Raw genomic sequence first — 15233 nt, 5'->3', positions numbered from 1 at the left:
TGAGGCTATTGCTTCGTGCGTTTGCTAGCGCTCTAGTCTGGTGTCCAGTCTAGTCTTGCTGCGGGTGGTGCCGCCGAAGGTTTGTGCCTGGGTCAAGAAATTCTTCAATCATAAGGATTTCTTACGTACCGTAAGTTTTCCTAATCTGAGGGTCAATCCTACTCGCTTTTTAGGCTCTTTTCCACCCAAAACCACAAAAACACAGAAAAACCCTCCCATACCATCTCATTACAAGCGGTACGGGAGGGTTCAAATCCTGTTTACTGGGTTCCTCTGGCTTATCTACTTCGCCAGGCTTTTAGCTCACCCGGCTTTAGTCAGCCAGGTTGTGGAACGAAACGTTCGTGGGGTGCTCCACGGTACGAGAAACAGTGCAGTCCTTCTGCTCACTGAGCTGAATCAGACGGTCCACCATCTTCTGCGCCTTGACGCCCTGCTCATCCTCGGGGAATCGCACATCAAAGTCCACCTCAATGTCGTCGAGGCGCACCGCGCCGTCTTCGGTCTGCTTCAGCGCCGAGGCGAGCACCTCGAACACCTCGGGGGTGGAGCGGCGAGAGGTGCCCGCGTCCACGTCCACGGAGGAGCAGCCGGCAATTGCGGCGAGCAGCAGCTCGACCGGGGTCAGCAGGCCCTCACCCACACCGAAGTCGAGGGTTGCGCCGTTGGCACCGTAGGCACGGTAACGCAGGCGGTCGATGCGCTCGATCTTGGTCTGGCGGTAGTTGTCGAGTTCGCGGCGTTCCTGCTGGCGCGAGTACACCTTCTTCTGCTCTTCAGCAGTCTGCACGGTGTTGTTCTGCTCAGCGTTGTTCTGTTCAGCGTTGTTCTGCTCGGCCATTGAGGTTCCTTTCGGGTTGTCTGCGCGGTCGCTAGGTTATTCAGCACCGCATTGTTTAGTGTCACTCACTATAAGCGTGTTTCTCATATTTTATTCCCGAACTCTTTTTCTCGTCGGTCAACCGCTTGCTCCTATACACTGGAAAGCCGCGGCGGAGCTTCGAAGTCCCTCACGCACACAGTAGATTTTTTGAAGAGCACAACATACACAAGGAACTCTTTTATGGCACAGACCCCCGGCACTGGGCGTCCCGACACTGGGCGTACGAGCACGCAGAGTGATTTCCGCTTGGCTGTTGCCGATTCTTCCGTGGTGATGCTCGGTATCGCTGTGTTGGGTTTGGGTTTGGGTATTATCCTCAACGCGCACGGCCTGCCGATCTGGACTGCGCCACTGCTATCTGCCCTAGTTTTTGCCGGTTCGGTGGAGTTTTTGATGGTGGGTATGGTCAGTGGTGGAGCGTCCCTAGCGTCGATTGCGTTGACGGTGTTCCTGGTGAATGCGCGCCACCTGGTGTACGGCCTTTCCTACCCGCTGCACAATGTGAAGGGTTTCTGGGCTAAGGCTCTGGCGATTCACACTCTTTGCGATGAGGCGTTCGCGGTTAACTCCGGTCCCGATCGTAATGAGCGTTCGGGGGCGCGCATTCTGTGGGTGAACGTGCTGATTTACGTGTCCTGGGTTCTGAGTGTAATCCTCGGGTATGTGCTGGGCGCAAGCTTCCTCAGCAGTCTGAAGGGCGTGGATTTCGTGATGGTGGCTATCTTCACGGTTCTTGCGATGGACGGCTACCGCGCTAACCCGGATCGTGTGACGGCGCTCTTTGTTGCGGTTTCGGCTGCGATTGCGCTGATTTTCGTGCCGTCCTCGTTCCTGGTGGTGGCTCTGGGTTCGTATGTGGTGTTGCTGCTGGCGCGTTTCCCGGTGGCGAGGCGCCGCGGTACTCTGCCGCATCGTGCTGTGCATGAGGTAGCGGCTGAGGCTGAAAGCGCCGATACCGCTGATGCTCCCGCTTCCACACAGCGATAAGAACGTTACATACGTGTTCGAAACCGGTTAGGATAGATGAGTGGAGCTTCGCTCTCCACTCTTTCTATTTCTAGGATTACTAAGATGCCTCCCGCGCGAACCTGCGCGGAGGCTCCCAGAGGTGAAGGTACACCATGACTCAGATGAAAGACACCGCTAAGGAAACTAGCGACGCAGAACGCTGTGCCGCCCCGGAGTAACACCGCACCGGGAGCGGCATCACCCGAGGTCACACACGAGAACTACTGCCGCGCGCAACTGTCCGCGCTGAACTACTGCCGAGCGCAACTATCCACGCAGAAAACTCGTGTAGGAGGAACGACCCTCCGCCTCTTCGTTTCGCGGCTTTCATCAACTCACGTACCTACCGCACTACTTAGCCCCCAGCCCCTTCTTCGGTTGGGCTCTCCCTACCCTTTTTCGCGGATGCTTTCACGGCTTCACCCGCGCGCCTCTTTCAGGGCTCTTCCGCTCTTTTCGGGGCACTCTTTCGGGGTCTTTCGCTGAGTATGTGCAGAAAGAGAAAATCTTCATGAACAGTGAAGTGACCACCGGCTATATTCTTGCCGCAATTCTTGTGGCTGCAGGTATTACGTTCCTGCTTCGTTTGCTTCCCTTCGGTCTGAAGAAGGCTCTGGCTGGCTCCGAACTTTTGGATGCGCTCAGCCACTGGATTCCGCTCGGCGCGGTCGCGCTGCTTGCCATTTATGCTGTGGCGAAGATTAATTATTCTTCATTCGCTACAGCGGCACCGTACCTGGCGGGCCTGGTGGTGACCGTGGGGGCGCACCTGTGGCGCAAGAATATGGTGCTAAGCATGGTTGCGGGTACCGTCACCTGCGTTGTGCTGGCTAACTGGGTTTTCTAGGAGGGTCACGATGAACATCTCTAAGAACTCTATTTCTTCCCCTGCTACTTCTTCTCAGCCTGCACCGCAGCAGGCGAGCCAACCCGCGCCCCATCAGGCTTCTCCCGAGCAGGTGGAGCAGGTCATTGCTTCTGCGCTTCCGCTAACCGGCATGATTCCCGTGGTGGAGGCTCCCGCCTCCCCCGATGCACAGGGGCCGCAGCAGCCGCGCGAGAGCGGCTTCGCCGAGGCGATGCGCGTTGCCGGTGTGATTATGCTGGGCCTGTTCTTTGTCGGCATTGGTCTGGGCGTGCTGGTGCACAGTTACGGTCTGCCGTTCTGGGTGGCGCCCCTGCTGCCGCTCCTGGTTTTTGCCGGTTCCGTAGAGTTCGTGCTGATCGACATGATCTCGAATCATGCCTCGCTGTTCTCTATCGCCGTGATGACTCTGCTCATTAATTCCCGCCACCTCATGTACGGTCTGTCCTACCCGATTGAGCGGGTGCGTGGCGGCTTGGCGAAGTTCTACACCGTGTACACGCTCATTGATGAGGCGTATGCACTGAATACGGGCCCGGACCGCCATAAGCTGCGTGCCTCCCGCATCCTGTGGATTCACGCGGGCCTGCATTTGAGCGTCCTAGCGAGCGCAACGCTCGGCTACGTACTAGGTGCAAGCTTCTTGAGTGAGCTCAAGGGCGTGGATTTTGTGATGACGGCACTCTTTGCAGTGCTCGCCATCGATGCATATCAGAGTTCAAAAGACCATACCACCGCGGCTATCGCAGGCGTGTCTGCGGCGGTTGGTTTGTTGGTGTCGCCGCAATCGATGCTACTGATTTCGATGGTGGTGTACATTCTGCTGCTGGTGTCGCGTTTTGTGGTAGCTAAGCGCCGCGGCACCCTGCCGGAGCATATGCTGGTCGCGGACGAGGAGCCCGCCGCAACCGACGCTCCCGGCAATCCCGACGCCTCTGCACACTAAGTCTGAATCGCGCACTAAGTCTGGATATAGTAAAGCGCCCCGCCCACCCGAAATACCGGGTGGGCGGGGCGTTATGCTGTCGCCAGCCGCATGTGTGGGTGAACCCTAGATCATGCGCTGTAGACGTTCAGTATCTGCTGTGCTGTGTACCGCCAGGTGTCCCTGACGGAAGTACTATGCGGGTGCCGGGCTTACGTCCGGTCCCGTACTAAGCTTACTTGATAGCTACTAGTTGATAGCTATTAGGGCTTACTTGATAGCTGCCAGGGCTGCTTCGTAGTTGGGCTCGTTGGTGGTTTCGGGAACCAGCTCGGTGTAGACAACCTCACCAGCGGGGTTCACGACGACCACGGAACGTGCCAGCAGACCAGCCAGCGGGCCGTCCACGAGCTTCACGCCGAAGTCCTCACCGAAGGAGGAGCGGAAAGCGGAGGAGGTCACAACGTTCTCAATGCCCTCGGCTGCGCAGAAGCGGCCGATTGCGAAGGGCAGGTCGTTGGAGACGCACAGCACGACGGTGTTCTCCAGGCCTGCAGCCTGCTTGTTGAAGGTGCGGACGCTATTTGCGCAGACACCGGTGTCGACGGAGGGGAAGATGTTCAGCACCAGGTTCTTATCTGCGAAATCTGCGGAGGAAATCTCGGAGAGATCAGCCGCGAGAACCGAAAATTCGGGCAGCTTTGCGCCGACTGCGGGCAGGTCGCCGTTGGTGTGGATTACGAGTTCGTTATGTAGAGTTACTTCAGCCATGCTTTCATTGTCCCTTGGATGCGGCGGGTGTGCAAGGGGACACAGGCTCTAGTGGGTGGAGTTTCCGCATAGCTGATTTTCTGCGGTGCCGCTTCGCCTCAGCGGCACCTCTACAATGGGCAGGTGAGTATTTTGAGGCACGTATCTTCCCGCCTTGCGCCGCTGGCGCACCCCGTGACGAATTTCAGGGCACTCCGTCAGGACCTGCGCCGTCAGCGGGTGGAGGGTCGTGCCCTCGTTGATCCGCAGAATACGTACCGTCCGAGTGTGCGCGCTGAGCTGCGCCGCATGTTCACGCGCCCCTTCCCTGTGGAGACGCAGACGCTCATGTGTAACGCCCTGTTGGCGGCAATCTGCTGGTACCTGTTCCCGGACGTCTGGCGTTCGTGGCTGTTTAGCGAGTTTAAGGGCCCGGCCGGTTTTGCGCTGGTGATGGTCGGCTGGATGGTTGCGGACGTCACCTCAACGAACCTGATGGGCCACGATGAGGAGCATGCGCTGCGTGCGCTACGCAGTAGCGACCCGCATGCCCTGCACCTGTTCGTGCATACGAAGGCTATTGCAATCGGTCTGATCACGGGTGTTTCTGGCACCCTGCTGGCGCTGGTTCTGCACAGTCAGGACAAGAACCTGACCCCCACGCTCATGATGTCCCTGTCGTTCTTTGTGGTGCCGGCTATTGTGGTGTCCCTGGGCTCGATTCTGGGCGTGATGTATCCGTACCGTCTGCGCGGCTGGCAGTTCGCTGGGCGCACCGCAAGAACCTGCGGATGAGTGCCCGCTGGGTTCTGCTCTGTTTCGGGCCGGGCTGGGTGCTGGGTACGGTGCTGATGTCGCTGATGTTCCCGTCGATTTTCCTGTCGGATGCGCTCGCGCGCCTTCTCAACCCCGGCGTGGATCCGCGTGATGTTGCGTTCCGGCCGTTGCTGTTTTCGCTGACTTTGTGGGCTCAGGGCGCGATTAGTCTGTGGGTTTTTCCGCGGATTACGGCGCGTATTGCGACTGCGAGGCGCGCCTGGCTGGTGCATTATCTGACGGACGATAAGGTCTGCTAGCCGGTTTTTGGTGCTGGGTGATTGGGCCGGGGGTTTGCCGCAGGGCAGCTGCTCTCCCATGCCACGGTAACGAACGGCGCTGGTAACGAACGGCGCTGGTAACGAACGGCATTGACCGCGTGCACCACGTGCCCGCCTCTTTTTCCCTATACTGGACGAGTTCACTATTCACTTCTTGACCAGCACCGATGCGCGCTGCCGCGCATCTTCAGGAGTATCCATGTCTTCTAATCGCCGCCGTTTCACCGGCCGCACCGCTTTGGCTCTACCCGCGTTGGGCGCCGCTCTAGCTCTTGTTGTCACTTCCTGCTCGGCAAGCACTGATTCTGCTGTTTCGGGTACCGTGGTGTCTTCTTCTGGTAGCGCTTCTGCTTCCGCGAGCGCGACCTCCACTCAGGCACTGTTCCCGACCCCGTCGGCGAGCCCGAGTGCATCCGCGAGCGCTACCCCGAGTGCTTCATCGCCTGCTCCAGTGCCGTCGGTGGTGACGATTACGGTTCATGCTGAGCCGACGGCATCCGAGTCGAAGTCGGATTCCAAGTCTGAAGCTAAGTCTGAGTCGAAGAAGGACTCCACCTGCGCGTCTGATTCTGCATCGACCGTGGTGTCTAAGGCTCTGCGCGAGCTGAAGAATAAGAGCAAGTGGGATCAGTGGACGAACGTTTCGCGCACGTACGAGGGTTACGACCCCTGTGCTGAGCTGTCGTGGATTGACGCGATTCCGGGTTCTTCCCCGTCTGATTGCTGCATCTCCTCGATGGCGCACCACATTCTGCTGTTCCACCGCGGCAAGTTCATTGGTACCGCAACCTATGAGCCGTACTCGTTCTCCCCGGTGATTACTCGCACCTCGGACAGCTCGATTAGCGTGACCTACCGCTACGTGAAGGGCGATGAGAGCTCCGCCAGCGCGAGCGGCCGCACAACTGCTGAGTTCAGCTGGAGCTCTTCGCAGAACAAGGTTGTGATGACCGGTGAGGTTCCGCCGAGCGAATAGCCGATTCACCTTATAGGCTACGTGTTTGATGCCCAGGAGGTTGGGCATACGAGAAACCCGCCGTCTCGCATATGGTGCATATGTGAGACGGCGGGTTTTCCGTTGCTTAAGGATATGTAGAGTGCCCGAGGGCTAGCTATTTAGGCAACGAACTTCTTGTAACCGAAGTATGCGGCGCCTGCCAGGATAGCGATGCACAGAATCTTCTTCACGGTATAACTCCTTTGATTGTTCCGGTAGGCACCCGGTGTTTTACTCCGTCTGGCGACTCACCTAAAGGTGAGGGCAGGCGGGGCGTCATCCGCACGTGGTGCCGTTGCTCCCTATCTTACCTGCTTTTGAACAATGTTTTCTGTTTGACGTGCCTAGTCCGCATTTTAGACAGTCAAACACGCAGCGGTTCAGCGCATCGTTGAGGCGGAGAATATGCCTCTGACGGGCGCATAATGGGAGCATGAGTATTTTTAAGAAGAAAGAGTACAGCGCTGAGCGCTCGGCTACTCGCATGGCTCGTGCCCTCGCTGTGATGGGTGCGCTGCACTTCATCATCCCGGATCCCTTCGACTCGATTGTGCCGAAGTATCTGCCGGGTCCTGCCCACGCGTACACTCACGGTTCGGGTGTAGCTGAGCTGGGCACCGCCGCCCTGCTGGCTAATGATAAGACCCGCCGCGCCGGTGGCCTGCTGGCAGCTCTGCTGTTTGTTGCGGTGTTCCCCGCGAACATTCAGATGGCTCTGGATGCGCGTAACCAGTCCACTCAGCGTAAGGCTATTGCGTACGGTCGCCTGCCCCTGCAGCTGCCGCTGATTTGTAGCGCTCTGAAGATTTGGCGTAAGTCGAAGTAGTCGCTTCGTTCATTAGGAACGGCACCTCAGTGTTTTACACGTAAAACATTGAGGTGCCGTTTACCTTAACATACCCGTTATTAAGCTTTCCGTAACCAGCATTGCCTACACTAGAACTAACACACCACCTGTCACAGCGGCAGGTGTACAACCTTTGGAGAGAACAATGGGCACTATTATTGGCACCATTATTACCGGCGCAATTATTGGCGCGATCGCACGTTTCTTCATGCGAGGTCGTCAGAACATTTCGATTCTTTGGACCATTATCTGCGGTGCTGTCGGCGCGGCTATCGGTACCTGGGCAGCGACCCAGCTGGGTGTAGCGGACACCAGCGGCATTGATTGGATCCGCTGGATTATTTCAATTTTCGCAGCAATGCTGACTATTTCCGTCTACCTGGGCCTTACCGGCAGGAAGTAGCAATCCGACCCATTGAGGGCTCACGGAGTCCCTCATATGCAAAGGCGGCACCTCCCCTAGCGTGAGCTAGTGCGGGAGGTGCCGCCTTTTCTGCGCCTCACAGGAGGCGTTTTATACTTCTTGGCTTATATCGCCTTGGGTTATGCCTTCTTCACGACGGAGGACTTCAGGTACATCTGGCCTGCGCCGGGGACCTTCGCCTCAATGTCGTGGCCGTTGACGGGGGATTCGAGCAGGCGGATGCCGCGCACCTTGGTGCCTGCCTTGATGTCTGCGCCGCCCTTGACCTTCAGACCCTTGACGATGGTAACGGAGTCGCCGTCGACGAGCTCGTTACCGACGGAGTCGAGAACCTTGGAGCCTGCTTCTTCTTCGGTTTCGCCTGCTGCGGTGCGTTCCCATTCGTGGCCACACATGGGGCATGCCCAGAGTTCACCCATTTCGTAGGTGTAGTTTTCGCTGCATTCGGGGCAGGCGGGTGCTTCGATTTCGTTGAGGTTTTCGCTCATGGTTCCTTCTTCGATCTGTGCGGATGCGCCGCTCCCCTGTTTCCGCGGTGTTACTGCGGTGGTGCTGCGGCGTGTGGGCGCGCGTCAGCGAGGGCGGGGGTGCGACGGTGGAGGGTGCGAAGATTCTCGCGTTCGTGCTGACTATACCATTTGGCGGGTGTGAACCGCATGTGTGGGGCTGGTTTTTGCCGGTCTTTTGGGGCGGGTTCGGGGCGTGGGTGAAGCCGAAAATAAAATTTGCCTGGTTTGTGCGTAATATTTTGGTTGGAAGGTGCTTCTGAGTGGCTGCGGCGTGTAGAGTACTTAGAGCATTTATAGGTTTTTATGAACGAAAGGCACGGCTTCATGAAGCTTTCTGCACGTAACCAGTTCGCTGGCAAGGTTGTTGAGATCACCGAGGGTGCAACCAACGGCATCGTTAAGATTGAGATTGCTCCGGAGGTTGTTATCTCTGCTTCCATCACCAACGAGTCCATCAAGGAGCTGGGCCTGAAGGTGGGCGAGACTGCATACGCAGTCATCAAGGCATCCAACGTGATGGTTGGTGCTGACCACTAATCCCGGTCGATAAGACTTACACCCAGGCGGCTGCCTTTTGTGGCGCGCGAGGGTTAATAGGGCGGAGCCCCGCACTGTGTGTACAGTGCGGGGCTCCGCTGCTTTCTGAGGTAGACCCCCTACAGGAGGGACTGGACCCTCACCCTAACCTGCGGGGTATTCTCGTCATCGCTACTGGTTGAGTCTAAGGTTTGAGAGTTTGAATGTTCTTCATCGTGTTGCTGCGCTTGAGACAGCGAACGAATGACAGTCTCTTGGATATCTCGTACGATATCTTTGACCGGCCTGGATTCGTCAATGCCGACCTCAATAGTAGCTTGACGCGAGCCTGATTCAACGATTACGCCAAAGCGGGCCTGCGGCATGCGGCTACCGATCACTTTCAGGGTGCTACCCAGCCCAGGTTCGATTCCTCGTACTCCGGGAATGGCAGTGACCAGCCGAAGTAGCTCGGCGGCAGAAAAGTTAGTCGTCATGATGAATATCCTCGATATGTACATTGACTGTCGGGGAGACTCCCAGGTTCTTATCGCAGGCTTCGCGGACGGCTTCGCGGACTTGCTGGGCCAGTTGCGGTAGGCTTTCAACGGCACCGTGAGCCGAGACTCGGCAGGATACAACCTCCGGAACCCCCAGACCGCGATGCTCTTCGCTTGAAGGTGCATGCTCAAAAGAAGAACGCAAGGAACGTGCACCGGGTACTGAGTCTACAGCGCGGCGAATAAGAGCCCTCAACGAAAACTCAGACATGCTGTAGGGACCTAAATCTGTTGCTGGCATCTCCACTTGCTTACCGTGTCGGGTTTCAGCAAGAATAGCTTCCATTAGGGGGCGACGGGGCAGGACCGAGTCATTCCCTTCAGATTCCAGGCGGTCCCATTCTTCGTGCAGGGAAGCAATAAAACGTAGGTACTCGCGGGTGTCTGCATCATCCCGCTCATGGGATCGTACGATTGACCTCACCGACGCTGCTGAGTGTCGGACCTTATTTGAGAGGTTTTTGGTGTTACTCAAGCCCACTCCTTCATCAGGCGTATGACGAGAGAACGGGCTCGTGCCAGCCTCCCACGGACGGTCGAAACTGTCAGGTTCAGTGTCTTGGCAATCTCTTCGTATGACATCTCATCGATTTCTCGAAGAATCCATACTATACGCAGTTCAGGTTCCACGGACGCCAAAAGATCGGCAAGGGCCTGAATCTGCGCATTAACTTCACTGGACTCAGCCGGGTCAGCGGTACTGCTCGACGTCATCTCAGCCGCAGCGCTCACACCTTCGAGTCCTTCTGCATCATAAGGATCCGTGGCACGACGCTGACGCTTACGCACCATACTAGTAGCTTTATTAGTGCAAATCTGCATAATCCAGCCACGAAAAGCTGCCGGTTCCCGAACTAGGTGAAGGCTACGCCAAGCCTGGACGAGGGTATCCTGAACAATATCTTCACTGTCCTGACGGTTCCGAACAATCATATATGCAGAGCGGAAAAGACGCCCTTGATAACGCTCAACAAGCTTCTCAAAGGCGTCAATATCTCCGTCCTGAGCACGCAGAACAAGGTATCTGTCCTCGTCCTGCGTTGCTTCAGACAAAGCGCTCAGCTGCGCGGTGGGGTATTGATGGGATTGAGGTTCCGGCGCCACCTCGCTCTGAGGGTTATGCGCCAATACTCTCTCCCGTGATTTCGGGTGCATGATGGCCAGTTACAGATTCGGAGACATTACGTGACTTCGAGGAACGCTCCAGCCGTACTAGAACGTCAATCTGCTTGGGGCTCGCGCCGAAAGATACTGCCACATCATTATTAAGTCGGTTCTTGAGTTCAGCAATAGCCCACTCAACCTCACACCCCTGAGAGACAGTAGCCTCTGCCTGAACCCACAGGCTCTTCGGGGAGCCAGTAACCCAGACAGCGCACTTTTCCACACCAGGGACTTCCTGAGCACGCTCAGACAGAGCCTGCGCCAGAACCTCAGGTGCCAAAGTAGCCATCAGCACACCCTCAGAACCGCTAAACCTCAAAGGGGAGGCAGCAGCTTTACGGGGAACCTGCGCAACCAGCATGAACAAGCCGGCAACGACAATAAGTACTGATACCAGTGCTACTACAGGCAGGAACCACGGCGTGTGCACCATAGGTCCGATAAAGCTAGCTACCGGGTCCTGTGCAGAGGCCAGGTAAGGCGCAATTTCCGGCCAAGCCTGACCAGCATTGAAACCCGAAGCTAAAAGCCAAAAGGACACTACTACAAGGAGAAGCCCAAAGGTGGCCAGGACAGTTCTGTTCAAAACACCAGAAACTGAACGCATATTCGTATCTCCTTTAGCTAATATGCTTAATCCGCACGCGACTACGTGCAATACCCACGGGTGCGAGCATCTTTAGAACTTCGTCGGTCTTCTTCCGTGCAGCTTCACGCACGGGGCCGAGGTCGTCCAAGACGCTATGGACAACAACGTCTACGCGGGAGCCGTTAGCGGTAACGATAGCGGAGTGGACACCGTCAATCTGCTCAACCTGGGTCTGAATGAGGTTAGCCAAGTCTCGGCGCTTTGCGACAGTCTGACCGGGAATATCGTCGGGGAAAATTTCCACACGATCCGGAACTCCCGGCCACACAGCGCCAATGATCATAGCCAGACCGCACACCGCCAGGATGATGGCGAAGATAATAGCCGTGACGGAGCCAAGAGTGGTAGAACCAATAGCGGTGAGGGCACCCACCATAGACTCAGGCCAGGCACCGTTCACCATTCGGTGAACCGCAAGCCAAACCACCAGTCCCCCCAGTGCAAGCAAAACCAGAGCCAACAGGATGCTAGGGATGCTTCGCGAGGGACGACGAATTAGTTTCGGAACAGGTGTACTCATTTAAGGCTCTTCCTAACGTGGCTGCTCGGATTGAGCCAGGATATCTCGATGTTAATCTTGCCCACGCTAAGCCCCGTGAGGTACTCAACGCGGTTACGCACGTGTGCGCGCAGATTTTCGAGGATGGGGGACAAAGGTGCGGGGAAGACCAGTCCGATGTCCAGGTGCAGGACTGCTACCTGGCCGTAGAGTTCACACTGGGCTTCAGGGCGCGAGTCGAAGTTGTGGCGGGTACCAATTCCCAGTACGCCTCCAGCATTTGAGCCAACGTTGGCGCTTTCATTTGCAGCCTCAGCTGCAATCTTTGCAACGAGTCGCGCGGGGATGGTTGTGGTGCCGCGGTGCTCCCAGGAAGAACGTTCTTCCTGGGAAGCACTTAGCTGCATGTTTGCACGCTGGTTCGCGGTCACCATCGTCACTTCTTTCGCCCGTCCAGGAGGCTTCGGACATCGACCCGGCCCTCCAGGCAGAGGCCTACGGCCCATCCGGCAAAGCCACACAGGGCCACCAGAACGAACGTTCCGAAAGAACCGAAGGCAAGAACGGCTCCAAGGAACAGGCCCACCAGGAGGGCCAGGTGCGTTGTCTTCATAAGAACTCCTTAGATTAAGGCGTTGGATGCGGGTTACTTGAGGTCGGTGTCCTCGGACTTGTTAGAGTCGTCCTCGGGCAGGTGAACGTCGGTAACGTTGATGTTGACCTCAACAACCTCGAGACCGGTGGTGCCCTCAATCTGCTCGATAACGTTGCGACGAATTGCGTCGGCAACCTCGACGATGGAGACACCGTACTCGACGACTACGGTAACCTCGACAGCTGCCTGGGTCTCACCCTTCTGGACGCTAATGCCGCCAGCAACGTTGGTCTGAGCGTTGGGGATACGGTCGGTCACTGCGTTGAACGCACGGCGGACAGCGTTGCCCATGTCGTAGACGCCGGGGATTTCACGAGCTGCCATGCCAGCAATCTTTGCGACGACGCTCTCATCAATGGTGGTAACACCGTGCTCGGTCTGGAGGGGGCCGCGGGGTTCCTTGGTCTCTTCAGCCTTGTTCTCGTTGTGCTCGCGCTGCTTTGCGGTCTGGGGGATAGCGTTGTTGCTCATTTGGAGCCTCTTTCGTAAAAATCCGAGATGGTTAATAACGGTTATGCACGATGCAGTAAGCAATGTAGTCAAGGTGCCCTCGGTGGCATCCACGATCAGCTTTCTTCATTGACTGATCTGACTGGTTTTGCTGCCCGTCATGTTTGCCGTGCTAATAGTTAGACGCTACCAACTGCGGTTTCGTCATAGCTTTATTTTATGCAGTGCATCACATAACTCAAAAAATGGTCTTCTTTCGCGTGTAACAATCCATCACAAACATATAGATAGGTAGCGCACCATTGCCGTATATCCCGCCAGATAAGAGTTACCGCAACACCACAGACGACCACTTCGGAAGACAGCTTTCTATCTTGTCATCCTATAGATTCAAGCAAGAAGATAGCCCAATCAGACTCTTCAGAAGAAGCCAACAAAGATAAAGCGGAGCCCCGCACTGTACGTACAGTGCGGGGCTCCGCTGTTATGTTCTTATCGCTTAGACGTTGAAGCGGAACTCGACCACGTCGCCGTCCTGCATGATGTAGTCCTTGCCCTCCATGCGGACCTTACCGCGAGCCTTCGCCTCCGCCATGGAGCCAGCCTCATCCAGGTCCTTGAAAGACACAACCTCAGCCTTAATGAAGCCGCGCTCAAAATCAGAGTGAATCACGCCAGCAGCCTGCGGCGCAGTATCACCCTTATAAATAGTCCAGGCGCGAGCCTCCTTCGGGCCAGCAGTCAGGTAAGTCTGCAGGCCCAGAGTCGAGAAGCCCACGCGAGCCAGCTGGTCCAGGCCGGACTCATCCTGACCGTTCATCTCCAGCATCTCGCGAGCCTCCTCCTCAGACAGCTCCACCAGATCAGCCTCCAGCTTCGCATCCAAGAACACAGCCTCAGCCGGCGCCACCATGTCACGCAGCTCCTGCTGCTTCTCCTCAGACGCCAGAATGCCCTCATCCGCGTTGAACACGTAAATGAACGGCTTAGCAGTCAGCAGGTTCAGCTCCTTCAAATGAGCCAGCTCCAGCTTCGCGTCCTTCGCACGAGAAATGATGGTGTCACCATCCTCCAAGATCTTCTGCGCAGCCTTATAAGTCTCCAGCTGAGCGGCGTCACCCTTCTTAATCTTCACAGCCTTCTCCAGACGCGGAATAGCGTTCTCCAAAGTCTGCAGGTCAGCCAGAATCAGCTCAGTGTTAATGGTCTCCATATCGGAGGCGGGGTCGACCTTGCCGTCCACGTGAATGACGTCCGGGTCATCAAACGCACGCACAACCTGGGCGATAGCGTGCGCCTCACGAATGTTCGCGAGGAACTTGTTACCCAGGCCCTCACCCTCAGAAGCGCCCTTCACAATACCCGCAATATCAACGAACGAAACAGTCGCGGGCAGAATACGCTCCGAACCAAAAATCTCAGCCAGACGGTTCAGACGCGCATCCGGCAGGTTCACCACGCCCACGTTCGGGTCAATGGTCGCGAACGGGTAGTTAGCCGCCAGCACAGTGTTGCCGGTCAGAGCGTTGAACAGGGTGGACTTGCCCACGTTAGGCAGACCAACAATGCCGATAGTTAGAGCCACAAGTTTTCCTTCGAATCATGTACCCCGCCATACACTCAGGATGCGCCGCGTACGTGATGCGGCAGGTGCGGGCGGGCACAGGGCGAAAATGGTGCCCGCGTCCAAGCACGACACCGCCAGTCTCGGAAAGAAACGGGTGCGGGGCGCCTGCGGGCATAGACACTACCATTCTACCGTGTTCACGCAGGAGCCGCCCGGGTTGATGAGAGCAGGGGGCTAGAGCCAGCCGTTCTCCGTGGCGATACGCACCGCATCCTGACGAGTCGACGCACCCGTCTTCGCCATCGCCGCCGACAAATAATTACGCACCGTACCCGCCGACAAAAACAACGCCGACGCAATCTGCTGAGCCGTACCACCCGACGCCGCCTCACGCAGCACCTGCGCCTCACGCTCCGTCAACGGAGAAGCACCCGTCACCAAAGAATCCGCCGCCAACGACGGATCCACCACACGCAACCCCGCATGCACACGACGAATCGCCTCCGCCAACTGGCGAGCACCCGTATCCTTCACCACGAAACCACTCGCACCAGCCTCCAGGGCGCGGCGCACATAGCCCGGGCGGCCAAAAGTCGTCACAATCAGCGTGCGCACCGGCTCACCCGACTCACTCACCGCACCCGCATCACGCAGCGCCGCAGCCGCCTCAATACCATCAGCCAGCAAAGTACCGGGCATCTGCACATCCAACAGCACCACGTCCGGCTTCAGCAGGGCGACAGCACCCAATACCTCGTCACCACTACCGACCTGACCCACAATCTGCAGGTCAACCTCCAGACCCAGCAGAGCGGCAAGAGCCTCACGGATGAGCTGCTGATCATCAGCGAGCAGAACACGAATCATG

20 protein-coding genes are annotated in these 15233 nt (G+C 57.1%); 9 read left to right on the top strand and 11 right to left on the bottom strand.

The window, feature by feature from the left end:
- Positions 1-313: 313 nt before the first annotated feature.
- Positions 314-841 (bottom strand): OsmC family protein, encoded by a 528-nt coding sequence (locus tag ROTMU0001_RS05120; protein ID WP_005508476.1) that lies wholly within the window; start codon positions 839-841, stop codon positions 314-316.
- Positions 842-1063: 222 nt separating this feature from the next.
- On the opposite strand from ROTMU0001_RS05120, the gene ROTMU0001_RS05115 reads away from it, so the two are divergent.
- The 3 genes from ROTMU0001_RS05115 to ROTMU0001_RS05105 all read left to right on the top strand — a co-directional run bounded on the left by ROTMU0001_RS05115 (position 1064) and on the right by ROTMU0001_RS05105 (position 3702).
- Positions 1064-1870, top strand: a complete 807-nt coding sequence (locus tag ROTMU0001_RS05115; protein ID WP_005508475.1) for an AzlC family ABC transporter permease — start codon at positions 1064-1066, stop codon at positions 1868-1870.
- Between the two features lie 532 nt (positions 1871-2402).
- A complete protein-coding gene (locus ROTMU0001_RS05110; RefSeq protein ID WP_044142340.1) occupies positions 2403-2738 on the top strand; it encodes a branched-chain amino acid transporter permease in 336 nt (111 codons plus the stop codon).
- Positions 2739-2748: 10 nt separating this feature from the next.
- The gene (locus tag ROTMU0001_RS05105; protein ID WP_005508473.1) at positions 2749-3702 is read left to right on the top strand and encodes an AzlC family ABC transporter permease; all 954 of its coding nucleotides are present in this window, start codon (positions 2749-2751) and stop codon (positions 3700-3702) included.
- A gap of 249 nt (positions 3703-3951) precedes the next feature.
- Here the strand turns inward: ROTMU0001_RS05105 and tpx are convergent, their stop codons facing one another.
- A complete protein-coding gene (gene tpx / locus ROTMU0001_RS05100; RefSeq protein WP_005508472.1) occupies positions 3952-4452 on the bottom strand; it encodes a thiol peroxidase in 501 nt (166 codons plus the stop codon).
- Between the two features lie 132 nt (positions 4453-4584).
- On the opposite strand from tpx, the gene ROTMU0001_RS08970 reads away from it, so the two are divergent.
- The 5 genes from ROTMU0001_RS08970 to ROTMU0001_RS05075 all read left to right on the top strand — a co-directional run bounded on the left by ROTMU0001_RS08970 (position 4585) and on the right by ROTMU0001_RS05075 (position 7775).
- Positions 4585-5226 carry a hypothetical protein gene (locus ROTMU0001_RS08970; RefSeq protein WP_155115049.1) on the top strand — a complete coding sequence of 214 codons (642 nt, stop codon included), beginning with the start codon at positions 4585-4587 and terminating at the stop codon, positions 5224-5226.
- Positions 5223-5507: a hypothetical protein gene (locus ROTMU0001_RS05090; RefSeq protein ID WP_044142332.1), complete on the top strand. Its 285-nt coding sequence runs from the start codon at positions 5223-5225 to the stop codon at positions 5505-5507. The genes ROTMU0001_RS08970 and ROTMU0001_RS05090 overlap by 4 nt, the downstream gene beginning before the upstream one ends.
- Before the next feature lie 220 nt (positions 5508-5727).
- On the top strand, positions 5728-6504 hold the full coding sequence (locus ROTMU0001_RS05085; protein WP_005508470.1) for an LppP/LprE family lipoprotein: 777 nt from the start codon (positions 5728-5730) through the stop codon (positions 6502-6504).
- A 454-nt stretch (positions 6505-6958) separates the two neighbouring features.
- The gene (locus ROTMU0001_RS05080; protein ID WP_005508469.1) at positions 6959-7351 is read left to right on the top strand and encodes a DoxX family protein; all 393 of its coding nucleotides are present in this window, start codon (positions 6959-6961) and stop codon (positions 7349-7351) included.
- Between the two features lie 166 nt (positions 7352-7517).
- Positions 7518-7775, top strand: a complete 258-nt coding sequence (locus ROTMU0001_RS05075; RefSeq protein ID WP_005505157.1) for a GlsB/YeaQ/YmgE family stress response membrane protein — start codon at positions 7518-7520, stop codon at positions 7773-7775.
- Between the two features lie 140 nt (positions 7776-7915).
- Here ROTMU0001_RS05075 and ROTMU0001_RS05070 read toward each other — a convergent pair whose 3' ends face one another.
- On the bottom strand, positions 7916-8284 hold the full coding sequence (locus ROTMU0001_RS05070; protein WP_005508467.1) for a zinc ribbon domain-containing protein YjdM: 369 nt from the start codon (positions 8282-8284) through the stop codon (positions 7916-7918).
- Between the two features lie 345 nt (positions 8285-8629).
- On the opposite strand from ROTMU0001_RS05070, the gene ROTMU0001_RS05065 reads away from it, so the two are divergent.
- The gene (locus ROTMU0001_RS05065; protein WP_005505155.1) at positions 8630-8842 is read left to right on the top strand and encodes a TOBE domain-containing protein; all 213 of its coding nucleotides are present in this window, start codon (positions 8630-8632) and stop codon (positions 8840-8842) included.
- A gap of 119 nt (positions 8843-8961) precedes the next feature.
- Here the strand turns inward: ROTMU0001_RS05065 and ROTMU0001_RS05060 are convergent, their stop codons facing one another.
- The 8 genes from ROTMU0001_RS05060 to ROTMU0001_RS05020 all read right to left on the bottom strand — a co-directional run bounded on the left by ROTMU0001_RS05060 (position 8962) and on the right by ROTMU0001_RS05020 (position 15232).
- Entirely contained in the window at positions 8962-9318 is a 357-nt protein-coding gene (locus ROTMU0001_RS05060; RefSeq protein WP_044142325.1) for a hypothetical protein, read from the bottom strand.
- Between the two features lie 534 nt (positions 9319-9852).
- The gene (locus ROTMU0001_RS05055) at positions 9853-10509 is read right to left on the bottom strand and encodes an RNA polymerase sigma factor (protein WP_239663394.1); all 657 of its coding nucleotides are present in this window, start codon (positions 10507-10509) and stop codon (positions 9853-9855) included.
- Positions 10499-10834 (bottom strand): hypothetical protein, encoded by a 336-nt coding sequence (locus tag ROTMU0001_RS09200; protein WP_239663393.1) that lies wholly within the window; start codon positions 10832-10834, stop codon positions 10499-10501. The genes ROTMU0001_RS05055 and ROTMU0001_RS09200 overlap by 11 nt, the downstream gene beginning before the upstream one ends.
- A 331-nt stretch (positions 10835-11165) precedes the next feature.
- Entirely contained in the window at positions 11166-11714 is a 549-nt protein-coding gene (locus tag ROTMU0001_RS05045; RefSeq protein WP_044142322.1) for a DUF6286 domain-containing protein, read from the bottom strand.
- Positions 11711-12127 (bottom strand): Asp23/Gls24 family envelope stress response protein, encoded by a 417-nt coding sequence (locus tag ROTMU0001_RS05040; RefSeq protein WP_005508463.1) that lies wholly within the window; start codon positions 12125-12127, stop codon positions 11711-11713. The genes ROTMU0001_RS05045 and ROTMU0001_RS05040 overlap by 4 nt, the downstream gene beginning before the upstream one ends.
- A 212-nt stretch (positions 12128-12339) precedes the next feature.
- On the bottom strand, positions 12340-12819 hold the full coding sequence (locus ROTMU0001_RS05030; RefSeq protein ID WP_005508462.1) for an Asp23/Gls24 family envelope stress response protein: 480 nt from the start codon (positions 12817-12819) through the stop codon (positions 12340-12342).
- A gap of 478 nt (positions 12820-13297) precedes the next feature.
- Positions 13298-14383 carry a redox-regulated ATPase YchF gene (gene ychF, locus ROTMU0001_RS05025; protein WP_005505132.1) on the bottom strand — a complete coding sequence of 362 codons (1086 nt, stop codon included), beginning with the start codon at positions 14381-14383 and terminating at the stop codon, positions 13298-13300.
- A 216-nt stretch (positions 14384-14599) separates the two neighbouring features.
- A complete protein-coding gene (locus ROTMU0001_RS05020; protein WP_005508461.1) occupies positions 14600-15232 on the bottom strand; it encodes a response regulator transcription factor in 633 nt (210 codons plus the stop codon).
- Position 15233: the final 1 nt, after the last annotated feature.

This window comes from Rothia mucilaginosa ATCC 25296, from assembly GCF_000175615.1.
Classification (GTDB): Bacteria; Actinomycetota; Actinomycetes; order Actinomycetales; family Micrococcaceae; genus Rothia; species Rothia mucilaginosa.
Note: the sequence above shows the minus strand (reverse complement) of the source record. Positions and strands in the feature narration are given on the sequence as shown.

What these genes read in the sequence shown, in the direction of transcription:
- ROTMU0001_RS05120 (WP_005508476.1), bottom strand. Translation starts at nt 841, where the DNA reads ATGGCCGAGCAGAACAACGCTGAACAGAACAACGCTGAGCAGAACAAC.
- ROTMU0001_RS05115 (WP_005508475.1), top strand. Translation starts at nt 1,064, where the DNA reads ATGGCACAGACCCCCGGCACTGGGCGTCCCGACACTGGGCGTACGAGC.
- ROTMU0001_RS05110 (WP_044142340.1), top strand. Translation starts at nt 2,403, where the DNA reads ATGAACAGTGAAGTGACCACCGGCTATATTCTTGCCGCAATTCTTGTG.
- ROTMU0001_RS05105 (WP_005508473.1), top strand. Translation starts at nt 2,749, where the DNA reads ATGAACATCTCTAAGAACTCTATTTCTTCCCCTGCTACTTCTTCTCAG.
- tpx (WP_005508472.1), bottom strand. Translation starts at nt 4,452, where the DNA reads ATGGCTGAAGTAACTCTACATAACGAACTCGTAATCCACACCAACGGC.
- ROTMU0001_RS05090 (WP_044142332.1), top strand. Translation starts at nt 5,223, where the DNA reads ATGAGTGCCCGCTGGGTTCTGCTCTGTTTCGGGCCGGGCTGGGTGCTG.
- ROTMU0001_RS05085 (WP_005508470.1), top strand. Translation starts at nt 5,728, where the DNA reads ATGTCTTCTAATCGCCGCCGTTTCACCGGCCGCACCGCTTTGGCTCTA.
- ROTMU0001_RS05080 (WP_005508469.1), top strand. Translation starts at nt 6,959, where the DNA reads ATGAGTATTTTTAAGAAGAAAGAGTACAGCGCTGAGCGCTCGGCTACT.
- ROTMU0001_RS05075 (WP_005505157.1), top strand. Translation starts at nt 7,518, where the DNA reads ATGGGCACTATTATTGGCACCATTATTACCGGCGCAATTATTGGCGCG.
- ROTMU0001_RS05070 (WP_005508467.1), bottom strand. Translation starts at nt 8,284, where the DNA reads ATGAGCGAAAACCTCAACGAAATCGAAGCACCCGCCTGCCCCGAATGC.
- ROTMU0001_RS05065 (WP_005505155.1), top strand. Translation starts at nt 8,630, where the DNA reads ATGAAGCTTTCTGCACGTAACCAGTTCGCTGGCAAGGTTGTTGAGATC.
- ROTMU0001_RS05060 (WP_044142325.1), bottom strand. Translation starts at nt 9,318, where the DNA reads ATGACGACTAACTTTTCTGCCGCCGAGCTACTTCGGCTGGTCACTGCC.
- ROTMU0001_RS09200 (WP_239663393.1), bottom strand. Translation starts at nt 10,834, where the DNA reads ATGGCTACTTTGGCACCTGAGGTTCTGGCGCAGGCTCTGTCTGAGCGT.
- ROTMU0001_RS05045 (WP_044142322.1), bottom strand. Translation starts at nt 11,714, where the DNA reads ATGAGTACACCTGTTCCGAAACTAATTCGTCGTCCCTCGCGAAGCATC.
- ROTMU0001_RS05040 (WP_005508463.1), bottom strand. Translation starts at nt 12,127, where the DNA reads ATGGTGACCGCGAACCAGCGTGCAAACATGCAGCTAAGTGCTTCCCAG.
- ROTMU0001_RS05030 (WP_005508462.1), bottom strand. Translation starts at nt 12,819, where the DNA reads ATGAGCAACAACGCTATCCCCCAGACCGCAAAGCAGCGCGAGCACAAC.
- ROTMU0001_RS05020 (WP_005508461.1), bottom strand. Translation starts at nt 15,232, where the DNA reads ATGATTCGTGTTCTGCTCGCTGATGATCAGCAGCTCATCCGTGAGGCT.